Source organism: Stenotrophomonas acidaminiphila (assembly GCA_002951995.1).
Classification (GTDB): Bacteria; Pseudomonadota; Gammaproteobacteria; order Xanthomonadales; family Xanthomonadaceae; genus Stenotrophomonas; species Stenotrophomonas acidaminiphila_A.
The window spans coordinates 2818297-2837708 of record CP019797.1 but is presented as its reverse complement, the minus strand read 5'-3'; the positions used below and the strand labels follow the sequence as shown (position 1 = coordinate 2837708).

General features: G+C 69.8%; 11 protein-coding genes, 2 pseudogenes and 1 riboswitch. Of the genes and pseudogenes, 7 read left to right on the top strand and 6 right to left on the bottom strand.

Going from position 1 to position 19412, the window contains the following annotated elements; translation table 11 throughout:
- Nucleotides 1–54: 54 nt before the first annotated feature.
- Nucleotides 55–1611: a glycine/betaine ABC transporter permease gene (locus tag B1L07_12685; protein ID AUZ55790.1), complete on the bottom strand. Its 1557-nt coding sequence runs from the start codon at nt 1609–1611 to the stop codon at nt 55–57.
- A gap of 274 nt (nt 1612–1885) precedes the next feature.
- Nucleotides 1886–1988: riboswitch (TPP riboswitch) on the top strand.
- Nucleotides 1989–2089: 101 nt separating this feature from the next.
- Here B1L07_12685 and B1L07_12680 point away from each other — a divergent pair.
- The 4 genes from B1L07_12680 to B1L07_12665 all read left to right on the top strand — a co-directional run bounded on the left by B1L07_12680 (nt 2090) and on the right by B1L07_12665 (nt 10689).
- Entirely contained in the window at nt 2090–3967 is a 1878-nt protein-coding gene (locus B1L07_12680; GenBank protein AUZ55789.1) for a phosphomethylpyrimidine synthase ThiC, read from the top strand.
- A 493-nt stretch (nt 3968–4460) separates the two neighbouring features.
- On the top strand, nt 4461–6770 hold the full coding sequence (locus tag B1L07_12675) for a transcriptional regulator (GenBank protein AUZ56594.1): 2310 nt from the start codon (nt 4461–4463) through the stop codon (nt 6768–6770).
- A gap of 112 nt (nt 6771–6882) precedes the next feature.
- Nucleotides 6883–7788, top strand: a complete 906-nt coding sequence (locus B1L07_12670) for an AraC family transcriptional regulator (GenBank protein ID AUZ55788.1) — start codon at nt 6883–6885, stop codon at nt 7786–7788.
- Between the two features lie 45 nt (nt 7789–7833).
- Nucleotides 7834–10689 carry a TonB-dependent receptor gene (locus B1L07_12665; protein AUZ55787.1) on the top strand — a complete coding sequence of 952 codons (2856 nt, stop codon included), beginning with the start codon at nt 7834–7836 and terminating at the stop codon, nt 10687–10689.
- A 297-nt stretch (nt 10690–10986) separates the two neighbouring features.
- Here B1L07_12665 and B1L07_12660 read toward each other — a convergent pair whose 3' ends face one another.
- Both B1L07_12660 and B1L07_12655 read right to left on the bottom strand, forming a co-directional pair.
- Nucleotides 10987–12102, bottom strand: coding sequence for a hypothetical protein (locus B1L07_12660; protein ID AUZ55786.1), 1116 nt, complete (start codon nt 12100–12102; stop codon nt 10987–10989).
- Nucleotides 12103–12255: 153 nt separating this feature from the next.
- Nucleotides 12256–12791 (bottom strand): annotated as a pseudogene (locus B1L07_12655) (inorganic pyrophosphatase).
- A gap of 154 nt (nt 12792–12945) precedes the next feature.
- On the opposite strand from B1L07_12655, the gene B1L07_12650 reads away from it, so the two are divergent.
- Together B1L07_12650 and B1L07_12645 are read left to right on the top strand one after the other, a co-directional pair.
- The gene (locus B1L07_12650; protein AUZ55785.1) at nt 12946–14166 is read left to right on the top strand and encodes a helix-turn-helix domain-containing protein; all 1221 of its coding nucleotides are present in this window, start codon (nt 12946–12948) and stop codon (nt 14164–14166) included.
- 47 nt (nt 14167–14213) lie between these two features.
- Nucleotides 14214–14887: pseudogene (locus B1L07_12645) on the top strand (hypothetical protein).
- 188 nt (nt 14888–15075) lie between these two features.
- Here B1L07_12645 and hppA read toward each other — a convergent pair.
- Nucleotides 15076–17121: a sodium-translocating pyrophosphatase gene (gene hppA / locus B1L07_12640; GenBank protein ID AUZ56593.1), complete on the bottom strand. Its 2046-nt coding sequence runs from the start codon at nt 17119–17121 to the stop codon at nt 15076–15078.
- 242 nt (nt 17122–17363) lie between these two features.
- On the opposite strand from hppA, the gene B1L07_12635 reads away from it, so the two are divergent.
- Nucleotides 17364–17885: a hypothetical protein gene (locus B1L07_12635; GenBank protein ID AUZ55784.1), complete on the top strand. Its 522-nt coding sequence runs from the start codon at nt 17364–17366 to the stop codon at nt 17883–17885.
- Between the two features lie 40 nt (nt 17886–17925).
- On the opposite strand, the gene B1L07_12630 is transcribed toward B1L07_12635, so the two are convergent.
- Nucleotides 17926–18111 (bottom strand): hypothetical protein, encoded by a 186-nt coding sequence (locus B1L07_12630; protein AUZ55783.1) that lies wholly within the window; start codon nt 18109–18111, stop codon nt 17926–17928.
- A gap of 41 nt (nt 18112–18152) precedes the next feature.
- On the bottom strand, nt 18153–19409 hold the full coding sequence (locus B1L07_12625; GenBank protein AUZ55782.1) for a 6-phosphofructokinase: 1257 nt from the start codon (nt 19407–19409) through the stop codon (nt 18153–18155).
- Nucleotides 19410–19412: the final 3 nt, after the last annotated feature.

Sequence of the window (19412 nt, the reverse complement as noted above, 5' to 3'; positions counted from 1 at the left end):
TTTTCTCACTCCTGTTCACTCATTCCTTGGCGTTAACTCACTCCGCCGCCCCGCTCACTTCTGCTCTCCAGCCTCTTCCTGCGCGGCCATCTCGCGTTCGATCCACGCCTGCACGGCATGCCGCGCGCGCTGCGCGCGGCGCCGTTCCAGCTGGTACTCCAGGTCCAGCACGCGGTACAGGCACACCATCACCATCACCATCAGCAGCGCGAACGGCAACGCGGCGATGGTGATCATGCCCTGCAGCGCGTCCAGCCCGCCGGCCAGCAGCAGGGCCGCGGCGATCAGCGCCACCGCCACGCCCCATACCGCCTTGCGCGCCGGCGGCGGATCGCCGGCTTCGTCGGTGGACATGCTGGCCAGCACCAGCACCGCCGAATCGGCCGAGGTGACGAAGAAGATCACCAGCAGCACCAGCGCGATGCCCGACAGCAGCAAGCCGCCGGGCAGGCTGTCGAACAGCGCGAACAGCACCGTCTCATAGCCGTTGCCCAGTGCCTGCAGCAGGTCGGCGTGGCCGCTGATCTGCGCCCACAGCGCACTGCCGCCGAATACTGAGAACCACACGAAACCAAGCAGCGTCGGCGCCAGCACCACGCCGACCACGAACTCGCGCACGCTGCGCCCGCGCGACACACGGGCGATGAACGCGCCCACGAACGGCGCCCAGGCGATCCACCAGGCCCAGTAGAAGATCGTCCAGTCCGCCACCCACGTGCTGCCCGAGAACGGCGACATGCGCAGGCTCATGGTCACCAGCTGGTTGAGGTAGGCGCCGAGGGTGGTGGTGAAGGTGTCGAAGATGAAGCCGGTCGGCCCCAGCACCAGCACCGCGGCCAGCAGCAGCGCGGCCAGCAGCAGGTTGCAGTTGGACAGCCACTTGATGCCACGGTCCACGCCGCTCAGGGTCGAGGCCATGTACAGCACGAAGGCGATGGCGATGATGCCCAGCTGCGCCGCGACGGTGGCGTGGATGCCGAACACGCGCTGCAGTCCGGCGGCGATCTGGATGGTGCCGAAGCCCAGCGTGGTGGCCACGCCGATCGCGGTGGCCACCACCGCGGCGATGTTGACCGCGTGGCCGATGGCGCCGCGGTGGTGGCGCCCGATCAGCGGTTGCAGCATGTCGCTGATCAGGCCGCGGCCGTTGCGGTTGTACTGGAACCACGCCATCGCCAGCCCGATCAGGGCGTAGATCGCCCACGGGTGCAGGCCCCAGTGGAAGAAGGCGTAGCGCATCGCCGCGCGCGCCGCGTCCACGCTTTGCGGCGGCAGCCCTTCGGGCGGCTTGGAGAAATGCGAGATCGGCTCGGCCGCGCCCCAGAACACCAGGCCGATGCCCATGCCGGTGGCGAACAGCATCGCCAGCCAGCTGGCGCGCGAGAAGTCCGGCTCGGCGTCCTCGCCGCCGATGCGCAGGTTGCCGAAACGGCCGAACGCCAGGTACAGCAGGAAGGTCAGCGTCAGGAACACGATCAGCAGGTACAGCCAGCCGACGCTGCGCACGACGTCGACCAGCACGGCCTGCACCACGTCGTTGAAGGGGCCGGGGGCGATGCCGGCCAGCAGCACCAGGGCGGCGACCAGCGCGATGGAAACACGAAACACCATGGAGGAGCTTCTCCGATCTGGGGATGGGGAGCGAGCCAGGGCTTGCAGCGGAACCGGTCGCCGCGGCGCCGGTCATGGCGTAACCGGTTGCCCGCGGACACGGAAGGAGGGAGGCCGGCATGGCGGCACGGGGCCGCCTGGCGGCGGCAGCGGCGCATCCTACTGAACCCGACGTCACGAATTCGTTAGTGCCCGCCGCGTCGCCGCCACGCGGCCCGCGCCGGTGGCGTGCCGGCCGCGCGTTCCACCCGGCCGGCCGCTTCGTGTTCTAATGCCGCCCGAAGCGGGGTACCGCGGCGTTGGCGCCACGGTTGAGACAGTCCCTTGGAACCTGATCCGGTTGATACCGGCGTAGGGAAGCTTCGCAATGTTGCCGTGCGTGGACGCCTGCCCAGGCTGCGTCCATGCGCCGGTGGCGGCGCGCCTTCGCTTCGTCCGGCCCGTGCATCCGCGTGGGCCTCCAAGAGGACGACGCCCGATGAATGCACCGCTTTCCGCCCTGCAGCAGCAGGCACAGCAACTCTCCGGATCGCTCACGCAGCCGATCCCCGGCTCGCGCAGGATCCACGTGCCCGGCTCGCGCCCGGACCTGCGGGTGCCGATGCGCGAGATCGCGCTGACCCGCACGCCGACCCTGTTCGGGGGCGAGCACAACCCGCCGGTCACGGTCTACGACACGTCCGGCCCCTACACCGACCCGGACGCGCGCATCGACCTGTGCGCCGGGTTGCCGGCATTGCGCCGTGCATGGATCGAGGAACGCGGCGACAGCGAATGCCTGGCCCAGCTGGGTTCGGCGTTCGGCCGTGGCCGCGCGCGCGACCCGGCGCTGGAGGCGGTGCGCTTCCCCGCGCGCAGCCTGCCGCGGCGTGCGCGCGCCGGTGCCAACGTCACCCAGATGCACTACGCGCGGCGTGGCATCGTCACCCCGGAAATGGAGTTCGTCGCGATCCGCGAGAACCAGCGGCTGGACGAGGTGCGCGACGCGCAGCTGCTGAAGCAACACCCGGGCGAGCACTTCGGCGCCGCCTTGCCGCCCCGCATCACCGCCGAATTCGTACGCGACGAAATCGCCCGCGGCCGCGCGATCCTGCCGTGCAACATCAATCATCCGGAATGCGAGCCGATGATCATCGGCCGCAACTTCCTCACCAAGATCAACGCCAACATCGGCAACAGCGCGGTGTCCTCGGGCATCGCCGAGGAAGTGGAGAAGCTGGTCTGGGCGATCCGCTGGGGCGCCGACACGGTGATGGACCTGTCCACCGGCAAGCACATCCACGAAACCCGCGAATGGATCATCCGCAATTCGCCGGTGCCGATCGGCACCGTGCCGATCTACCAGGCGCTGGAGAAAGTCGATGGCCGCGCCGAGGAACTGACCTGGGAAATGTTCCGCGACACCCTGGTCGAGCAGGCGGAGCAGGGCGTGGACTACTTCACCATCCACGCCGGCGTGCTGCTGCGCTACGTACCGCTCACCGCCGCGCGCACCACCGGCATCGTGTCGCGCGGTGGCTCGATCATGGCCAAATGGTGCCTGGCGCACCACCGGGAGAACTTCCTCTACACCCACTTCGAGGAGATCTGCGAAATCATGAAGGCCTATGACGTGGCCTTCTCGCTCGGCGACGGCCTGCGCCCGGGCTGCATCGCCGACGCCAACGACGCGGCCCAGTTCGGCGAGCTGGAGACGCTGGGCGAGTTGACGAAGATCGCGTGGAAGCACGACGTGCAGACCATGATCGAAGGCCCCGGCCACGTGCCGATGCAGTTGATCAGGGAGAACATGGACAAGCAGCTGCGCGAGTGCGGCGAGGCGCCGTTCTACACGCTCGGGCCGCTGACCACCGACATCGCGCCGGGCTACGACCACATCACCAGCGCGATCGGCGCGGCGATGATCGGCTGGTACGGCACCGCGATGCTCTGTTACGTCACGCCGAAGGAACACCTCGGCCTGCCCAACCGCCAGGACGTGCGCGACGGCATCATGGCCTACAAGATCGCCGCGCACGCGGCGGACCTGGCCAAGGGCCATCCCGGTGCGCAGGTGCGCGACAACGCGCTGAGCAAGGCGCGCTTCGAGTTCCGGTGGGAGGACCAGTTCCACCTCGGCCTGGATCCGGAGAAGGCCAGGGAATTCCACGACGAGACGCTGCCGAAGGAGGCGCACAAGCTGGCCCACTTCTGCTCGATGTGCGGCCCGCACTTCTGCTCGATGAAGATCACCCAGGACGTGCGCGATTACGCGGCCGAGCGCGGGTTGGACGCCGCCGGCGCGCTGGCGGCCGGAATGGAGGAGAAGTCCAGGGCATTCCGCGCGCAGGGTGCGCAGGTGTACCGCGCCGAGTGATGCGCCGGTGCCCGCGCGGTGCCGCGTTGCCGCGCGGGCACGGCGGTGATTGCCGCCGCGCCCGCGGCACGCGGCGGACGGGCGCAGTGGCGTGAATCTGTCTTTATGTTTTCTTCAGCTTGTTGAATTGCCCGCACCGGTGACAACGGTGCGGCGGCGCGTATTGGCCGCGCACGCAGCAATCACGCGGGTTTGCGTGATTGCTGCGTGCCGGGGCGTTTGCCGAAGAATGAACGGCAGATAAAAAAATCGCGCCCTGGGGCGCGAATTCTGAAACGGATTATGTGGATTGCGTCGGCGAGAGAGAGCCTGGTGTCGTCCCGCATGGGTACACGGGTAACTGCCATAGGCTAATATCCGCGCGCCTTGAAACATTTGCTCTTTGCGTTGACGCCATTTGCGGAATTTGGCGGTTCACTGGCGGCAACACCACCAGGGGGCGGGCACAGGACGATGCCCTCCAGCGATTCAATCCCTGACCGGCATGGAACCCATCAACAGCGCTCTTTCTCCCCCTGAACGCCTGCATATCGGCGACTGCCTGGTCGTCCTGCCATCGCGCGAGGTGCATGCCCCTGGCGCCCGTCGCAGCGTGCGGCTCACGCCCAAGGCGATCGGCGTGCTGCTGGTGCTGGCGCGTGGCGCCGGCAATGTGGTGACCCGCGATGAACTGTTCGCGCAGGTGTGGCCCGACACCCTGCCGACCAACGACGTATTGACCCAGGCGGTCACCCAGCTGCGCAAGGCGTTGTCCGCCGGTGGCGCGTTCCCGCAGGGACAGGAGTACATCGAAACGATCGCCAAGACCGGCTATCGGCTGCGCGCGCCGGTGGCGTGGGCGAAGGAGCAGGAAGAAGCACCTTCGCCGGCCGCCGACGCGGTGGCGCAGCCGGTGGATGCGGCAGATGCGGCAGATGCGACGGGCACCGCGGCGCTGCCGGATGCAGCCAGGGCCGCCGGATTCTGGCGCCGCGCACGGCGTCGCCTGCTGCTGGTGGTGGGCCTGCTGCTGTTGTGCAGCTCGCTGACGATGGCCTGGCTGCTGTGGCAGCGCCCGGTCGCCGCGCGCGCGCCGGACGCGGTCACGGCCGACGGTACCGGCGTGATCGGCAGTCCGCAGCGTCCGTACCGCCTGATCACCGCCAGCCAGGGATTCGGCACGTTCCCGGCGTTGTCGCCCGATGGCGCGCTGGTCGCCTTTGCCGACGAAAGCGATGGCGGTTCGACGCTCAAGGTGCAGAGCACCGGCAGCACCACGTCTGCGACGCTGGTGAAGGCGCCCGCGGGTGCCATGGACCGGTTCCCGGCGTGGTCGCCGGATGGGCGCGAGATCGCGTTCGCACGGTTCGCCGCCGGCGGCAGCTGCGAGGTGCTGGTGGTCGGCGCCACCGGCGGCAGTGCGCGCCGCGCCACGGCCTGCGATGGCGCCGAGATGCTCAGCTTCAGCTGGACGCCGGATGGGCGCGGGCTGGTGTTCGGCTCGATGACCGGCCCCCACGGTGCGCCCGGCATCCGCACCCTGGACCTGGCAACGGGACGCTGGACGGTGCTGGATTACGCGCGGGGCGAAGGCGACTTCGATTACGCGCCGCGCTACTCGCCCGACGGCCGCCAGCTTGGATTCACCCGCAACCCGCAGCTGGGCGCGGTGTGGGTGATGGACGCCAATGGCGGCGACGCCCGCCGCGTCACCAGCGGCAGCGCGGAGATGCGCGGCTGGGCCTGGCTGGGCGAGCACGCCATCGTGTTCGGGCGGCGCATAGACAGCGAATCGCGGTTGTACCAGGTGGACCTGCGTTCGGGCCTGCTCAAGGACCTGGGCGTGGATGACGCGCAGAGTCCCAGCGTGGCCGGCATGGGCACGCTGCTCGCCTTCATGCACCGCGCGCCGCAGTTCGGCCTGTTCCGGGTCCCGCTGGACGATCCCGGACGCAAGGAACGGCTGTTCGCGTCGTCCGGGCGCGATGCCCAGCCGATGATCGCGCCCGACGGCCAGCAACTGGTGTTCACTTCCAACCGCTCCGGTGCGTTCGCGCTGTGGTGGGCGCGGCTGGGGCAGTCCGATTCCCTGCGCCCGGTGGACGGCTTCCGCCCCGAGGCGCGGCAGTCACCGGACTGGTCGCCCGACAGCCGCCAGGTGCTGGTCAGCGGCCGTGACGACGACGGCCGGCCCGGCATCTACGAAGTCGTGCCCGAGCAGGGGCAATGGAAGCGGCTGCCGGTGCCGGTTGCCGAACCGCTGCAGGCCGTCTATGGCCCCGCCCCGCATCTGGTGTTCGTGATCGGCAGCGAGGGCGACGGCCCGGCCACGTTGTCCCTGTTCGACCGCGGCGGCGGCCAGTGGCGGCGGGTCGCGCAGGTGGCCGGCGTGTCGCAGGTGCGCTACGACCGCGCGACGCAGCGGGTGTTGTTCACCCGGCTGGCCGAAGGCGGGCTGTGGTCGGCCGATGCCGCGCTGGCGCCGGGCAGTTTCCATGAGCTCAGCGGGGAGGTGCCGACCCGCTGGCGCTTCCGCACCTGGGCCCTGGGCGGCGATGGCGCGGTCGCGTACCTGCGCCAGGATGACGGATGCTCGGTGCAGCTGAGCCGGCTCGACCAGACACAACCGCCGCGCTGCCTCGAGGCACGCGCCGCGGCCGCCACCAACGGGTTCAGCGTGGCGCCCGATGGCGCCGCGGTATACGTGCCGCTGGCGGTGTCCGATGGCACCGACATCGGCATCATGCCGGTCCCCGAAGCACCCTCGCGACCCTCGCTGGGCGTGCTCAAGTGGTTGCCCCTGTTGGGAAAACCGGATTCGTGATTTCTTCGTTCGCGGTTCCGGAAGAATTCGGAAGGTTCTCGTCGCAACTTCCTGACGACTGCCGCCAGAGTTGGCAAAACCATCGGCCATTGAAGGCAAATGATGGTGAGTCATGCGACAGGTGGCCTGGGTCGATCGCGGCCAGTCGGTTTCGTTCGAGAAGCAGCCGGAGGACGGTCCGCGCCCGAACTGCGTGGGCGTCGCCCGCCTGGGCAGCCTGCAGACATCGGGCACGGTGTTCACGGTGTGGATGCAGCTGCGCGGCAGTGCCTGGGTGGAATCCAGGGAAGGCCGCTTCCGCCTGCGCCAGCGCGAGTGGATCGCGTTCGAGAAGGACTCGCGCCCGCTGATCCAGGCCAGCCGCGACGGGCTGTGCATCGGCGTGGCGCTGGACGCCGCTGCGCTGCGCACCCTGGGTGATCTGGCCGACAGCGGCCTGTATGCCGGCCACGGCGTCATGAGCCGGGCCGAGGCGCGCACCGCGCTGGGCCTGTGGCGCGAGGCCCAGGCACGCGAGCCCGGTTCCCACGTGCTGCGCCCGTTGCTGCTGCACGTGGCCTCGCTGCAGCGCGACTTTTCCGAGGGCGTGCAGCGCTGCCCGGGGCGCTCGCGCCTGCGCAAGCGCCAGGTGTTCGGCCGCATGCAGCGCGCGCGCATGTACCTGGAGGGCAACAGCCACCGCGTGGTGCGCATCGGCGAGCTGGCCGAGCTGACCAACTTCTCCAGCTGGTACCTGTCCAAGACCTTCCAGAGCCTGTACGAGGAAAGCCCGCAGTCGCTGTCCGCGCGCCTGCGCCTGGAGCGCGCGGCCCAGCTGCTGCGCGATACCGACATGATGATCAGCGAGGTCGCCGCGGCCAGTGGCTTCGACAACTGCTGCAGTTTCGCCCGCGCCTTCCGCGCGCGTTTCGGCGTTCCTGCCAGCCGCTACCGCGAAGCGGCGTGCGCCAGCCTCCCGCCACATTCGGCAAAGTTTGCGACTGCTTCGCGCAAACCCATGGCTTCGGTACGAACGTAACGTTCAGGGGTGTTTAACACACCACTAACGTAACCGGAGAGATTCATGAAGTTTCGTACTCCCGCAGTGCGGCTGGGCCTGCTCCCGGCCGGCATCGCCATTGCGCTGACCCCCGCTTTCGCCTCCGCGCAGGACGCCGCTGCCGGCGCCACCACGCTGGACCGCCTGGAAGTCACCGGCTCGCGCATCCGCGGCGCAAACATGGAGACGCAGCAGCCGATCCTGACCCTGAGCCGCGAGAACCTGGAAAAGCAGGGCTTCACCTCGGTCGCCGACGTACTGCAGAACATGACCTCGGCCGGCTCGCCGGCCATCTCCCGTTCCGAGGCCCTGGCCTCCGGTGAGAACGTGGGCGGCTACTACATCGACATCCGCAACCTGGGCGCCAACCGCACCCTGGTGCTGATGAACGGCAAGCGCCTGGGCGCCACCACGGGCGGCTACCAGGACCTGAGCCAGATCCCGATGTCGGCCATCGAGCGCATCGAAGTCCTGAAGGACGGCGCCTCGGCCATCTACGGTTCGGACGCCATCGCCGGCGTGGTCAACGTGATCACCCGCAAGCGCTTCGACGGCGCCGAAGCGCAGGTCTACCTGGGCCAGTACGGCGAGGGCGACGGCGAAACCAACCAGTACTCCTTCACCATGGGCTCGGAAGGCGAGCGCGGTGGCATCACCCTGTCCGCCGAGTACTCCAAGCAGGACCCGGTGATGGCCAAGGACCGCTGGTTCTCCCGTGACGGCGGCAAGGGCCCCAACACCACCGCCGGTGACCTGAGCCCGATCGGCCCGAACGGCGTGTGGTGCGATCCGCGCGTGTTCGGCGACTGCAAGCCGACCAAGGACAAGAGCCCGATCTGGCAGACGCTGAATCCGGGCGGCGATCCGACCAACCCGAACGACTACCACCCGATCACCCCGGCCGAATACGCCAACGCCAACCAGCAGATGATGCTGCAGACCGGCATCGAGCGTAAGTCGGTCTACGTGAACGGCAACTACGATTTCACCGACAGCGTGTCGTTCAACGCCGACATCCTGTACAACGAGCGCACCACCGATCAGCAGATCGCCGGTTACCCGTACCAGTCGCAGTCGTTCGGCACCCCGCTGTCGGCTGACAGCGCGTTCAACCCGATCGGCCAGGACGTCGAGTTCCGCCGCCGCCTGTGGGAAATGCCGCGCACCACCGAAAGCAAGCTGAAGACCCTGCGCTTCGCGCCGACCATCAGTGGCTTCTTCGAGTTCGCCGACAAGTCGTTCGACTGGAACGTCGGTGCGCTGTTCAACCGCAACGAGTCGACCAAGACCAACCACGGCGACATGAGCCTGATCGCCGCGCGCCAGGCCCTGGGCCCGTCGTTCATCGATGCCAACGGCGTTGCCCGCTGCGGCACCGCGGCCAAGCCGATCGAAGGCTGCTATGCGTGGAACCCGCTGCTGCCGGCCGGCGTGGCCGGCCCGGGCTCGCTGGCCGACAAGGACCTGCAGAACTTCCTGTTCCCGTCCTTCACCACCACCGGCGTGACCAAGACCACGTCGTTCACCGCTGACCTGGCCGGTTCGATCATGACCCTGCCGGCAGGCGACCTGGGCTTCGCCATCGGCGTCGAGCACCGCGAGGAAGAAGGCCGCTTCGTGCCGGACGCCTTCATGCAGTCGGGCGAATACACCGGCCTGGGCCAGACCACCACCAACGGCAAGTACGAGCTGGACGAGGTCTACCTCGAGCTCAACGTGCCGGTGCTGGCCGACATGGCCTTCGCCAAGGAACTGACCGTCAACGTTGCCGGCCGTTACTCGGACTACAGCAACTTCGGTGGCACCGTGAACGGCAAGTTCGGCGTGACCTGGCGGCCGATGGATGAGCTGCTGGTCCGCGGCACCTACGCCGAAGGCTTCCGCGCACCGTCGGTCGACAACATGTACGGCGGCCTGGGTTCGAGCTTCGAGAAGTACACCGATCCGTGCTCGGTCGGCGTGGCCGGCAGCGTCGCCGGCAATGCCGCCTGCACCGCCGCGGGCGTCGCACCGGACTACAAGCAGCTGGGTCAGGGCCTGATTCCGTGCACCACCTGGCCGTGCGCCACCCCGGATCAGTTCATCTCCGGTTCCAACCCGAACCTGAAGCCGGAAACCTCCACCAGCAAGACCGTGGGTCTGGTGTGGAGCCCGCGCTGGGTGCAGGGTCTGGACATCTCGCTTGACTGGTACAACTACCAGATCAAGGACATGATCATCTCCGACAGCGTCGACCGCATCCTGCGCGACTGCTACGTGCTGGGCAACAGCAGCCGTTGCGCCGGCATCGTGCGCGCCGCCGATGGTCACATCAGCGAGATGTTCTACGGCCTGGCCAACCTGGGCCAGATGGAGACCGAAGGCTACGACCTGGGTGTCAAGTATCGCCTGCCGGAACTGGCCATCGGCCAGATCTCGCTGGATTGGCAGACCACCTACACCGCCAAGTACGATGAAGTCGGCCAGAACAAGGCCGGCGACACCATCATCATCGGCAACGTCGGCAGCCCGGGCATCTTCCGCGTGCGTTCGAACCTGGGCGTGAACTGGGAGTACGGCAACTTCGGTGCCAACTACACCGCGCGCTACTACTCGGGCATGAAGGAAGGCTGCGTCAGCCTGGCCGACGGCTGGTGCGACCTGGCCGACCGTTACGCCAATGGCGAGTGGGAGCCGCTGCGCAGCACCGGTTCCAACACCTTCCACGACCTGCAGGTCAGCTACAAGGCGCCGTGGGATGCCACCATCGCCCTGGGTGCGAACAACGTGTTCAACCACCGTGGTTCGCTGCAGTACTCGGCGCCGAACAGCGATTTCGCCTACTACGGCGGCTTCGACATCGGTCGCTACATCTACATGAAGTACACCCAGCGCTTCTGATCCATCGAAGTCCTGTGCAACACGACGAAGGGCGGGCCGCAAGGCCCGCCCTTCTTCTTTGCGCGCGCCGCCTGCGCACGCCGGGGGAGTCCGCGGGCAGCAGGCCGCGCCCGCGGCCCGCCCGCGCTGGCGCGAATGCGCGCGTGCGCCCGTTGCGCTGTCGCGCGCTACCGGTGCCGCCTTCGCCGCAGCGTCCGCAGGTACAGGTGCGGAGGCAGGAAGCGGGAAGCCGGACGCGGAAACGAAAACGGCCGCAGGGGATGCGGCCGTTCCGGGGTATGCAGGGCGGGGGCCGCCTCAGGCGATGGCGGGCAGCCCGGCGAGGTCGCTGGCCATCTCGCGCCAGCCCTCCAGCCGCGGCAACACCGCGGTACGCTGCAGGTAGTCTTCGTCCACCGGGTTGCCGCTGGCCAGGGCCGTGGCCACGTGCACCGCGCCGGTGACCCAGAAACTGCGCACGTTCGAGCGCTGCGGCTGCAGGTGAAACGCCACCGCCTCGATGATCGGCATCGGCAGCCCCCACAGCCCCAGCAGGTAGGCACCGGCCTCGTCGTGGCCGGGCCGGTCGTCGCCCTCGGCCGCCGGTTCGCGCGCGTCGCGCACGCCCGGCAGCAGCAGGCCGATGTCGGCCAGCAACGCCGCGGTCGAACCCAGCTCGGCGCTGGAGGACGGCAGCATTTTCGCCGCCAGCCGCGAGGCGGCCAGGGCGCGGGCCTGCAGCGCGTTGCGCTCGGCCGGGGACACCGACGGCACCGAGAACACCTCGCTGGCCAGCACCAGGTCGCGCAGCGTGGACAGGCCCAGCCGGGTCACCGCGCCGCGCAGGTCGGAAATCGCCCGGCCGCTGTTGAAGAACGCGGAATTGGACAGCTGCAGCACCTTGGCGGCGATCGCCGGGTCGGCCGAGACCAGCTTGGCGATGTCGCTGGCGTCGCTGTTCTCGTCCTCTTCCAGCGCTTGCATCAGGCTCAGGTACAGGTGCGGCGGCGACGGCAGCTTCTCGATGCGGCCGATGGCGGCGCGCAGCCGCGGGCTGTCCAGCAGGTCGCGCAGTTCCTCCAGGCTGGTCAGCGCTTCCAGCAGCACTTCCGGCGACAGCGGCAGCGGCAGGAACCGATGCGCCACGCCGATGATGCGCGCCGAGGGCGCGCGCTGGCTCTGCGCGGCTTCGATCAGCGCGATGCGGATCGTTTCCGGGCGCAGGGTGCGGATCTGGCCGAGCAGGGTGGCAGGCGTGAGGTCAGGCAGCGCCGGGGCGACGATCACCGCGTCGACCGTGCTCGACGCCACCGTGGCGATGGCGGCATTGCCGTCCGGGGCGCTCTGGACCTGCCAGTCCTCGCCCAGGTCGGTGATGTACTCGAGGAGATCGGCCGACAGGCTGGCTTCGTCGCCGACTAGCAGGATACGCAAGACATTTCCCCCAATGGAACCGTCCGGCCGAACTGGAACAGGCCGGTAACCCGGCCTGTCAATGTAGCGGAACACCCGGCCGCGGTCATGCACCGGGCGGATGAAACGTGATGCTCGTCGCTGGCGGCGGCATGGCGCCGCCGCCGGCGTGGCTCAGCCCTGCTTGGCCACGAAGGTCTCGTGCGCCTGGACCAGGATGCGCTTGGCCTCGGCGGCGTCGCCCCAGCCTTCGATCTTGACCCACTTGCCCTTTTCCAGGTCCTTGTAGTGCTCGAAGAAGTGGCCGATGCGCTCCAGCCAGTGGCTGGACACCTGGGCGATGTCCTCGACGTGGCCATAGCCGCTGAAGATCTTCGCCACCGGCACGGCCAGGATCTTCTCGTCGCTGCCGGCTTCGTCGCTCATCTTCAGCACGCCCACCGGGCGGCAGCGCACCACCGAACCAGGCACCAGCGGCAGCGGCAGCACCACCAGCACGTCGGCCGGGTCGCCGTCGCCGCACAGGGTGCTGGGGACATAGCCGTAGTTGCAGGGGTAGCGCATCGGCGTGGAGAGGATGCGGTCGACGAAGATCGCGCCCGACTCCTTGTCCACTTCGTACTTCACCGGCTCCGAATCCTTCGGGATCTCGATGATGACGTTGATTTCTTCCGGGGGTTCTTGCCCGCGGAAACGAGTTCCAGACCCATGCGCTGCTCCGAATCGTGCGTTTGACAGAAGGGCGGCATTCTACGCCTGCCGCTGGTGCGGCGCACCAAAGCCCGCCGGGCGGCGCGGCCACCGGCGCCGGTCCGCCGGGGCCGGCCGGGTGCAGGCCGGGGCACGGACGGGTAGCCTGCCGGCATGGATTCGCTGATCGCCGCCTCCGCGCGCGCCCTGGCCAGCGGCGATGTCCTGGCCGCGCTCAACCACGTGGCGCTGCGCGAGGACCCGGCGGCGCTGGCCCTGCGCGGGATCGCCATGGCCCGGCTCGGTGAGCTGGCGCGCGCGCGCGGGCTGCTGCGCCGGGCGCGGCGCGGCTTCGGCACGCACGAGGGGCTGTCGCGGGCGCGCTGCGCGCTGGCCGACGCGGAGGTGGCACTGGCGATGCGCGAGCTCGGCGGTTCGCCGGCGCCGCTGCGTGCACTGGCGGCGCAGCTGCAGGCGCATGGCGACCAGGGCAATGCACTGCAGGCCTGGTTGATCCTGGCGCGCCGCTGGCTGCTGCTCGGCAGGCTGCCGCAGGCCGCCGAGGCGCTGTCGCGCCTGGACGGCCAGCGGATGCCGCCGGCGCTGGCGGCGATGGCCGGGCTGACCGCCGCGGCGCTGGCGCTGCGTGCGCTGCGGGTGGCCGAGGCGTGCGCGGCGCTCGAGGCCGCGGACGTGGCCGCGGGTGCGGCCAGCATTGCCGCGCTGCAGGCGGAAGTCGCCGCCGCCCGCGCGGAACTGGAGCAGCCCGCCGCGCGTTGCCTCGGTGGCGGCGTGGACGTGCCGCTGCGGATCGGGCAGGTGCAGGCCCTGCTGGCGTCCGGCGCGCTGGTCGTGGATGGCTGCCGCCGGGGCGTGCGGCAGGGCGGCCGCTGGCACTCGCTGGTGCGGCGCCCGGTACTGCTCGCCCTGGCCCGTGCGCTGGCCGAAGCCTGGCCGGGCGACGTCGAGCGCGACGCGCTGGTCGCCCGCGTATTCGGCATGCGCCACCGCGACGACAGCCTGCGCGCGCGGCTGCGGGTGGAAATCGGCCGCCTGCGCGCGCTGGTCGCGGCGGTGGCCGGCATCGAAGCCACGCCCGGCGGATTCCGGCTGGTGCCGCATGCCACGGATACGGTGAGGGTGCTGGCGCCGCCGTTCGAGGGCGCCCAGGCCGCGCTCGTGGCGCTGCTCGCCGATGGCGCCGGCTGGTCCACCTCGGCGCTGGCCCTGGCACTGGGCGGCAGCCAGCGCAACGTGCAGAGGGCGCTGGTTGAGCTGGAGGCGGCTGGGCGCGTGCGCTCGCGCGGACGCGGCCGCGCGCAGCGCTGGTGGTCGCTGCCGCCCGGTGGATTCACGACGATCTTGTTACTCCCCGCCGCGCTGCCGGTTGACTAGGGTCACCGGCAGGCACCGAATCCCCGATGTGCCAGGAGAGCGCAGCAATGAACACAGGAAACCCTGTCCCCGGCGTGGCCGCCACCCCGGTCCGCCCGGCCGAAGTGGTACGCGACTATGGCCCGTTCGCCGACGCCGATTGCATCCACGGCGTGAGCTTCGACGGCCACAACGTGTGGGCCGCCACCGGCGCGGCGCTGGTGGCCTTCGACCCGCGCGATGGCGCGCTGGTCCGCACCCTGGCCCTGCCATGCGATGCCGGCACCGCCTTCGATGGCACCCACCTGTACCAGATCGCCGAAGCGCGCATCGACAAGATCGACCCGCGCAGCGGGCGGGTGCTGTCCTCGATCCCGCGCCCGGCGCCGGCGCCGATTCCGGCATGGCCTGGGCCGAGGGCAGCCTGTGGGTGGGGCAGTACCGCCAGCGCCGGATCCACCAGATCGATCCGGCCGACGGCACGGTCCTGCGCACCATCGAATCGGATCGCTTCGTCACCGGCGTCACCTGGGTGGACGGCCAGCTGTGGCACGGCACCGGCGAGGGCGAGGAGAGCGACATCCGCCGTGTCGATCCGCAGGACGGCACCGTACTGGAACGCCTGCGCATGCCGCCGGGCATCAGCGTCAGCGGCCTGGAAGCCGATGGCGGCGACCTGTTCTATTGCGGCGGCGGCCGCGCCGGGCGGGTGCATGCGGTGAAGCGGCCACGCACGCGCTGAACCGCGTGCGTCGGGCCGCTGCGGCGCCTCCCGTGCCGCGGGCCGCGGCCTGATCCGGGGCGTGCCCCGGCGTGGCACCGGCAGCAGGCGGCGATGTCCTGGCCGCGGCTGCGGGGCCAGCGCCCGGCTGCGCTGCCCTTCCGCCGCGGATCGGGGAAGGCCAGCGCAGCGCGGGAAGCGGGCGCCGGTTACAGCAGCGGCACCAGCAGCAGCGCCACGATGTTGATGATCTTGATCAGCGGGTTGATCGCCGGGCCGGCCGTGTCCTTGTAGGGGTCGCCGACGGTGTCGCCGGTCACCGCGGCCTTGTGCGCCTCGCTGCCCTTGCCGCCGAAGTGGCCGTCCTCGATGTATTTCTTGGCGTTGTCCCAGGCACCGCCGCCGGTGGTCATCGAGATCGCCACGAAGATGCCGGTGACGATCGTGCCGATCAGCAGCCCGCCCAGCGCTTCGGGCCCGAGCAGCAGGCCGACCACGATCGGCACCGCCACCGGCAGCAGCGACGGCACGATCATTTCCCGGATGGCCGAGCGGGTCAGCATGTCCACCGCCCTGTCGTACTGCGGCTTGCCGCTGCCGTCCATGATCCCGGCGATCTCGCGGAACTGGCGGCGCACTTCCTCGACCACCGCGCCGGCGGCGCGGCCCACCGCCTCCATCGCCATCGCGCCGAACAGGTAGGGGATCAGGCCGCCGACCAGCAGGCCGATGATCACCCGGTGGTCGGACAGGTCGAACAGGAACGACCTGCCCGGGTGTGCCGCCTGCAGGTTGTGGGTGTAGTCGGCGAACAGCACCAGCGCGGCCAGCGCCGCCGAGCCGATCGCATAGCCCTTGGTCACCGCCTTGGTGGTGTTGCCCACGGCATCGAGCGGGTCGGTGATGTCGCGGATCTCCGGCGGCAGCTCGGCCATCTCGGCGATGCCGCCGGCGTTGTCGGTGATCGGCCCGTAGGCGTCGAGCGCGACGATCATGCCGGCCATCGACAGCATCGCGGTGGCGGCGATGGCGATGCCGTACAGGCCGCCGTGCAGGTATGCGAACCAGATCGCCGCGCACACCGCCACCACCGGCAGCGCGGTGGACTTCATCGACACGCCCAGCCCGGCGATGATGTTGGTGCCATGGCCGGTGGTGGAGGCCTTGGCCACGTGCTGCACCGGCTTGTACTGGGTGCCGGTGTAGTACTCGGTGATCCACACGATCAGCCCGGTCAGCAGCAGGCCGATCAGGGCACAGATGTAGAGGTTCATCGCGCCGTGGGCGTTGTCGCCCATCAGCGCGGTGGTGATCGGGTAGAACGCGATCGCCGCCAGCACGCCGGAGACGATCACGCCCTTGTACAGCGCGCCCATGATGTTGGGCTTGCTGCCGGAGACCTTGACGAACATCGCGCCGATGATCGAGGCGAGGATCGATACGCCGCCCAGTACCAGCGGATACAGCACCGCGTTCCTGCCGGCGAAGTCGGCCGAGCCCGGCACCATCATCATGCCGCCCAGCAGCATGGTGGCGATCACCGTCACCGCGTAGGTCTCGAACAGGTCGGCGGCCATGCCGGCGCAGTCGCCGACGTTGTCGCCGACGTTGTCGGCGATCACCGCCGGGTTGCGCGGGTCGTCCTCGGGAATGCCGGCTTCGACCTTGCCCACCAGGTCGGCGCCCACGTCCGCGCCCTTGGTGAAGATGCCGCCGCCCAGTCGCGCGAAGATCGAGATCAGCGACGAGCCGAACGCCAGCCCGACCAGCGCGTGCAGGTTGTCGGCCTGCGCCAGGCCCAGCTGCTGCAGCACGAAGTAGTAGCCGGCCACGCCCAGCAGGCCCAGCCCCACCACCAGCATGCCGGTGATCGCGCCGCCCTTGAAGGCCACGTCCATCGCCGCGCCCATGCCGTTGCGCGCGGCCTCGGCGGTGCGCACGTTGGCGCGCACCGAGACATTCATGCCGATGTAGCCGGCCACGCCGGACAGCACCGCGCCGACCGCGAAGCCGACCGCGGTGTACCAGCTCAGGAACACGCCCACCAGCACGAACAGCACCACGCCGGCGATGGCGATGGTCAGGTACTGGCGGTTGAGGTAGGCGCGCGCGCCTTCCTGGATCGCCGAGGCGATTTCCTGCATGCGTGCGTTGCCGGCCGGCTGGCGCAATATCCAGCGGGCGGCGAACAGACCATAGGCGATGGCGATGACCGCGCAGGCCAGCGCGAAGACGAGACCGTAGTGTTCCAGCATGAACCCCTCCAGCACAGGTGGATGTCGTCCAGCAGCGCTGAACGCGGGACACGCCGGGGATGAAGCACTGGAACAGACCCGGAGCCATGCAGCGGCCGTGGTACGTGTCGCGGTGTTCAACGTTTCCTGGAGCTGCGGCGAGTATGGGTCAGCTGCCGTTCACTGTCACGGGCCGGCGCGCTTGCCCTGCCGTTCAGCGCCGCGCTGGCACCGTGCGGCTTTCCCTGACGCGAGGCGGGCCGATGAAAGTGCGGCGTGGAAAGTGGTCGATACCGTTGCTGGCGCTGTTGCCGCTGGCTGCCGGCGCGCAGGCGCCGGCGGCCACGCAACCGGAAATCCAGCGCCCGCCGGGCACGCCGCAGGCGGTGGGCGCGGTGCATACCGTGCGCCAGATCCCCGAGGCCTGCGTGCGCATCGAAGGCCGCTTCACCGGCCAGGCCGACGCACCCTACGCCATGCAGCCGGTACGCACCGACCCGCGCTGCCAGCCGCGCGCGGCGCTGCTGGACTTCGCCCGGGTGCGGCCCGGCGAGGACGGGTGGCGGCTCAACGACCGCATCCGCATACCGGCCGCGGCCTGTCCCGGCCAGCAGGCGGTGGTCGAAGTCTGGCGGCGCCCGGTCGAGCAACCGCTGGTCCGCGACGGGCAGGGCCAGGTGCGCGTGTACCTGGGCGAAGCGCGGCAGCAGGCCGATGCCGGCAAACTCGCGTCACTGCCCGCGTTCGCGGTGCGGATGACCCTGCAGGGCACGCCCTGTCGCTGAGGCGGACGGTGGCGCGCCGCCGCGCCCGCGGTTGCCCCGCTCAGGCCGCCGCTTGCGCGGGGCCCGCGTCATGCCCGGCCAGGTGCTGGCCCAGGCGATAGCCTGCGGCGCCGATCAGGCAGGCCAGAAGGAAGCCGAGCATGCCGATCAATATCCTGCGGGCCATGGCGTCGTGCCTGTGCGGGAAACACGGCGCCACGATGATGCCGCGCGTGCCGCCGCGCACCTGCCTGAAGTCACCGCGACGCACGCCAGGGCGCTGCCGGCTCAGCCCTCCCAGACCGGCAGTTTCCTGGCGACCGCCACGTTCTTCAGGGTCACGTACTTCGGCAGACCGTCGCGGCCCCATGGCAGCGGTGCTTCGCCGCGGATCAGCGGCTGCAGGTAGCGCCGCGCCTTGTCGGTGATGCCGAAGCCGTCGCGGCGGATGAACCCGGCCGGCATCTTCTTCTCGTGGTTGGCCACCCTGGACAGCGGCGCGGCCTCGATCTTCCAGCGGTACGGCGTGTCGCCGGTACGCACGATCACCGGCATCACCGAATTGCGGCCTTCCAGCGCGAACCGCACCGCCGCCCTGCCCACCGCCTGCGCCTGCTCCCAGTCGGTCTTCGAGGCGACGTGGCGGGCCGAGCGCTGCAGATAGTCCGGCAGGGTCCAGTGCACCTTGTAGCCCAGTTCGGCCTTGACCCGGCCGGCCAGGTAGGAGGCCACGCCGCCGAGCTGGGTATGGCCGAAGGAGTCGGTGGCGCCGCCGGCGTCGGCGACGAAGCGGCCGTCGGCGTCCTGGATGCCCTCGCTGGCGACCACCACGCACCAGCCCACCTTCGCCACCACCTGCTTCACTTTCGCCAGGAAGGCGGCTTCGTCGTAAGCGCGTTCCGGCAGCAGGATGATCTGCGGTGCCTCGTCGGGATTCTCCCCGGCCAGCCCGGCCGCGGCGGCCAGCCAGCCGGCATGGCGGCCCATCGCCTCGTAGATGAAGACCCGGGTGGAGGTCTCGGCCATCGCCGCCACGTCCAGCGCCGCCTCGCGCACCGACACCGCGGTGTACTTGGCCGCCGAGCCGAAGCCGGGGCAGGTATCGGTGACCGCCAGGTCGTTGTCGATGGTCTTGGGCACGCCCACGCAGGTCAGCGGGTAGCCGAACTCGCGGGCCAGCTGCGAGACCTTGAGCGCGGTGTCGGCCGAATCGTTGCCGCCGTTGTAGAGGAACCAGCGCACGTCGTGCGCCCGCAACACGTCCAGCAGGCGCTCGTAGCGGGCCCGGTCCGCTTCCAGCGACTTGAGCTTGTAGCGGCACGAGCCGAACGCGCCGCCCGGGGTGTGGGCCAGCGCGGCGATGCTCGCGGCTGACTCGCGGGAGGTGTCGACCAGGTCCTCGCGCAGCGCGCCCAGGATGCCGTTGCGTGCCGCCAACACCTTGATTTTCTTTGCCCTGGCTTCGGCGATGACCGCCGAGGCGGTGGCGTTGATGACGGCGGTCACGCCACCGGACTGGGCGTAGAGAAGGGTACCTTTGGACATGGG

Coding starts and splice junctions, on each gene's coding strand:
- B1L07_12670 (AUZ55788.1), top strand. CDS start 6,883: ATGCGACAGGTGGCCTGGGTCGATCGCGGCCAGTCGGTTTCGTTCGAG.
- B1L07_12665 (AUZ55787.1), top strand. CDS start 7,834: ATGAAGTTTCGTACTCCCGCAGTGCGGCTGGGCCTGCTCCCGGCCGGC.
- B1L07_12635 (AUZ55784.1), top strand. CDS start 17,364: ATGAAAGTGCGGCGTGGAAAGTGGTCGATACCGTTGCTGGCGCTGTTG.
- B1L07_12680 (AUZ55789.1), top strand. CDS start 2,090: ATGAATGCACCGCTTTCCGCCCTGCAGCAGCAGGCACAGCAACTCTCC.
- B1L07_12685 (AUZ55790.1), bottom strand. CDS start 1,611: ATGGTGTTTCGTGTTTCCATCGCGCTGGTCGCCGCCCTGGTGCTGCTG.
- hppA (AUZ56593.1), bottom strand. CDS start 17,121: ATGCTGGAACACTACGGTCTCGTCTTCGCGCTGGCCTGCGCGGTCATC.
- B1L07_12650 (AUZ55785.1), top strand. CDS start 12,946: ATGGATTCGCTGATCGCCGCCTCCGCGCGCGCCCTGGCCAGCGGCGAT.
- B1L07_12625 (AUZ55782.1), bottom strand. CDS start 19,409: ATGTCCAAAGGTACCCTTCTCTACGCCCAGTCCGGTGGCGTGACCGCC.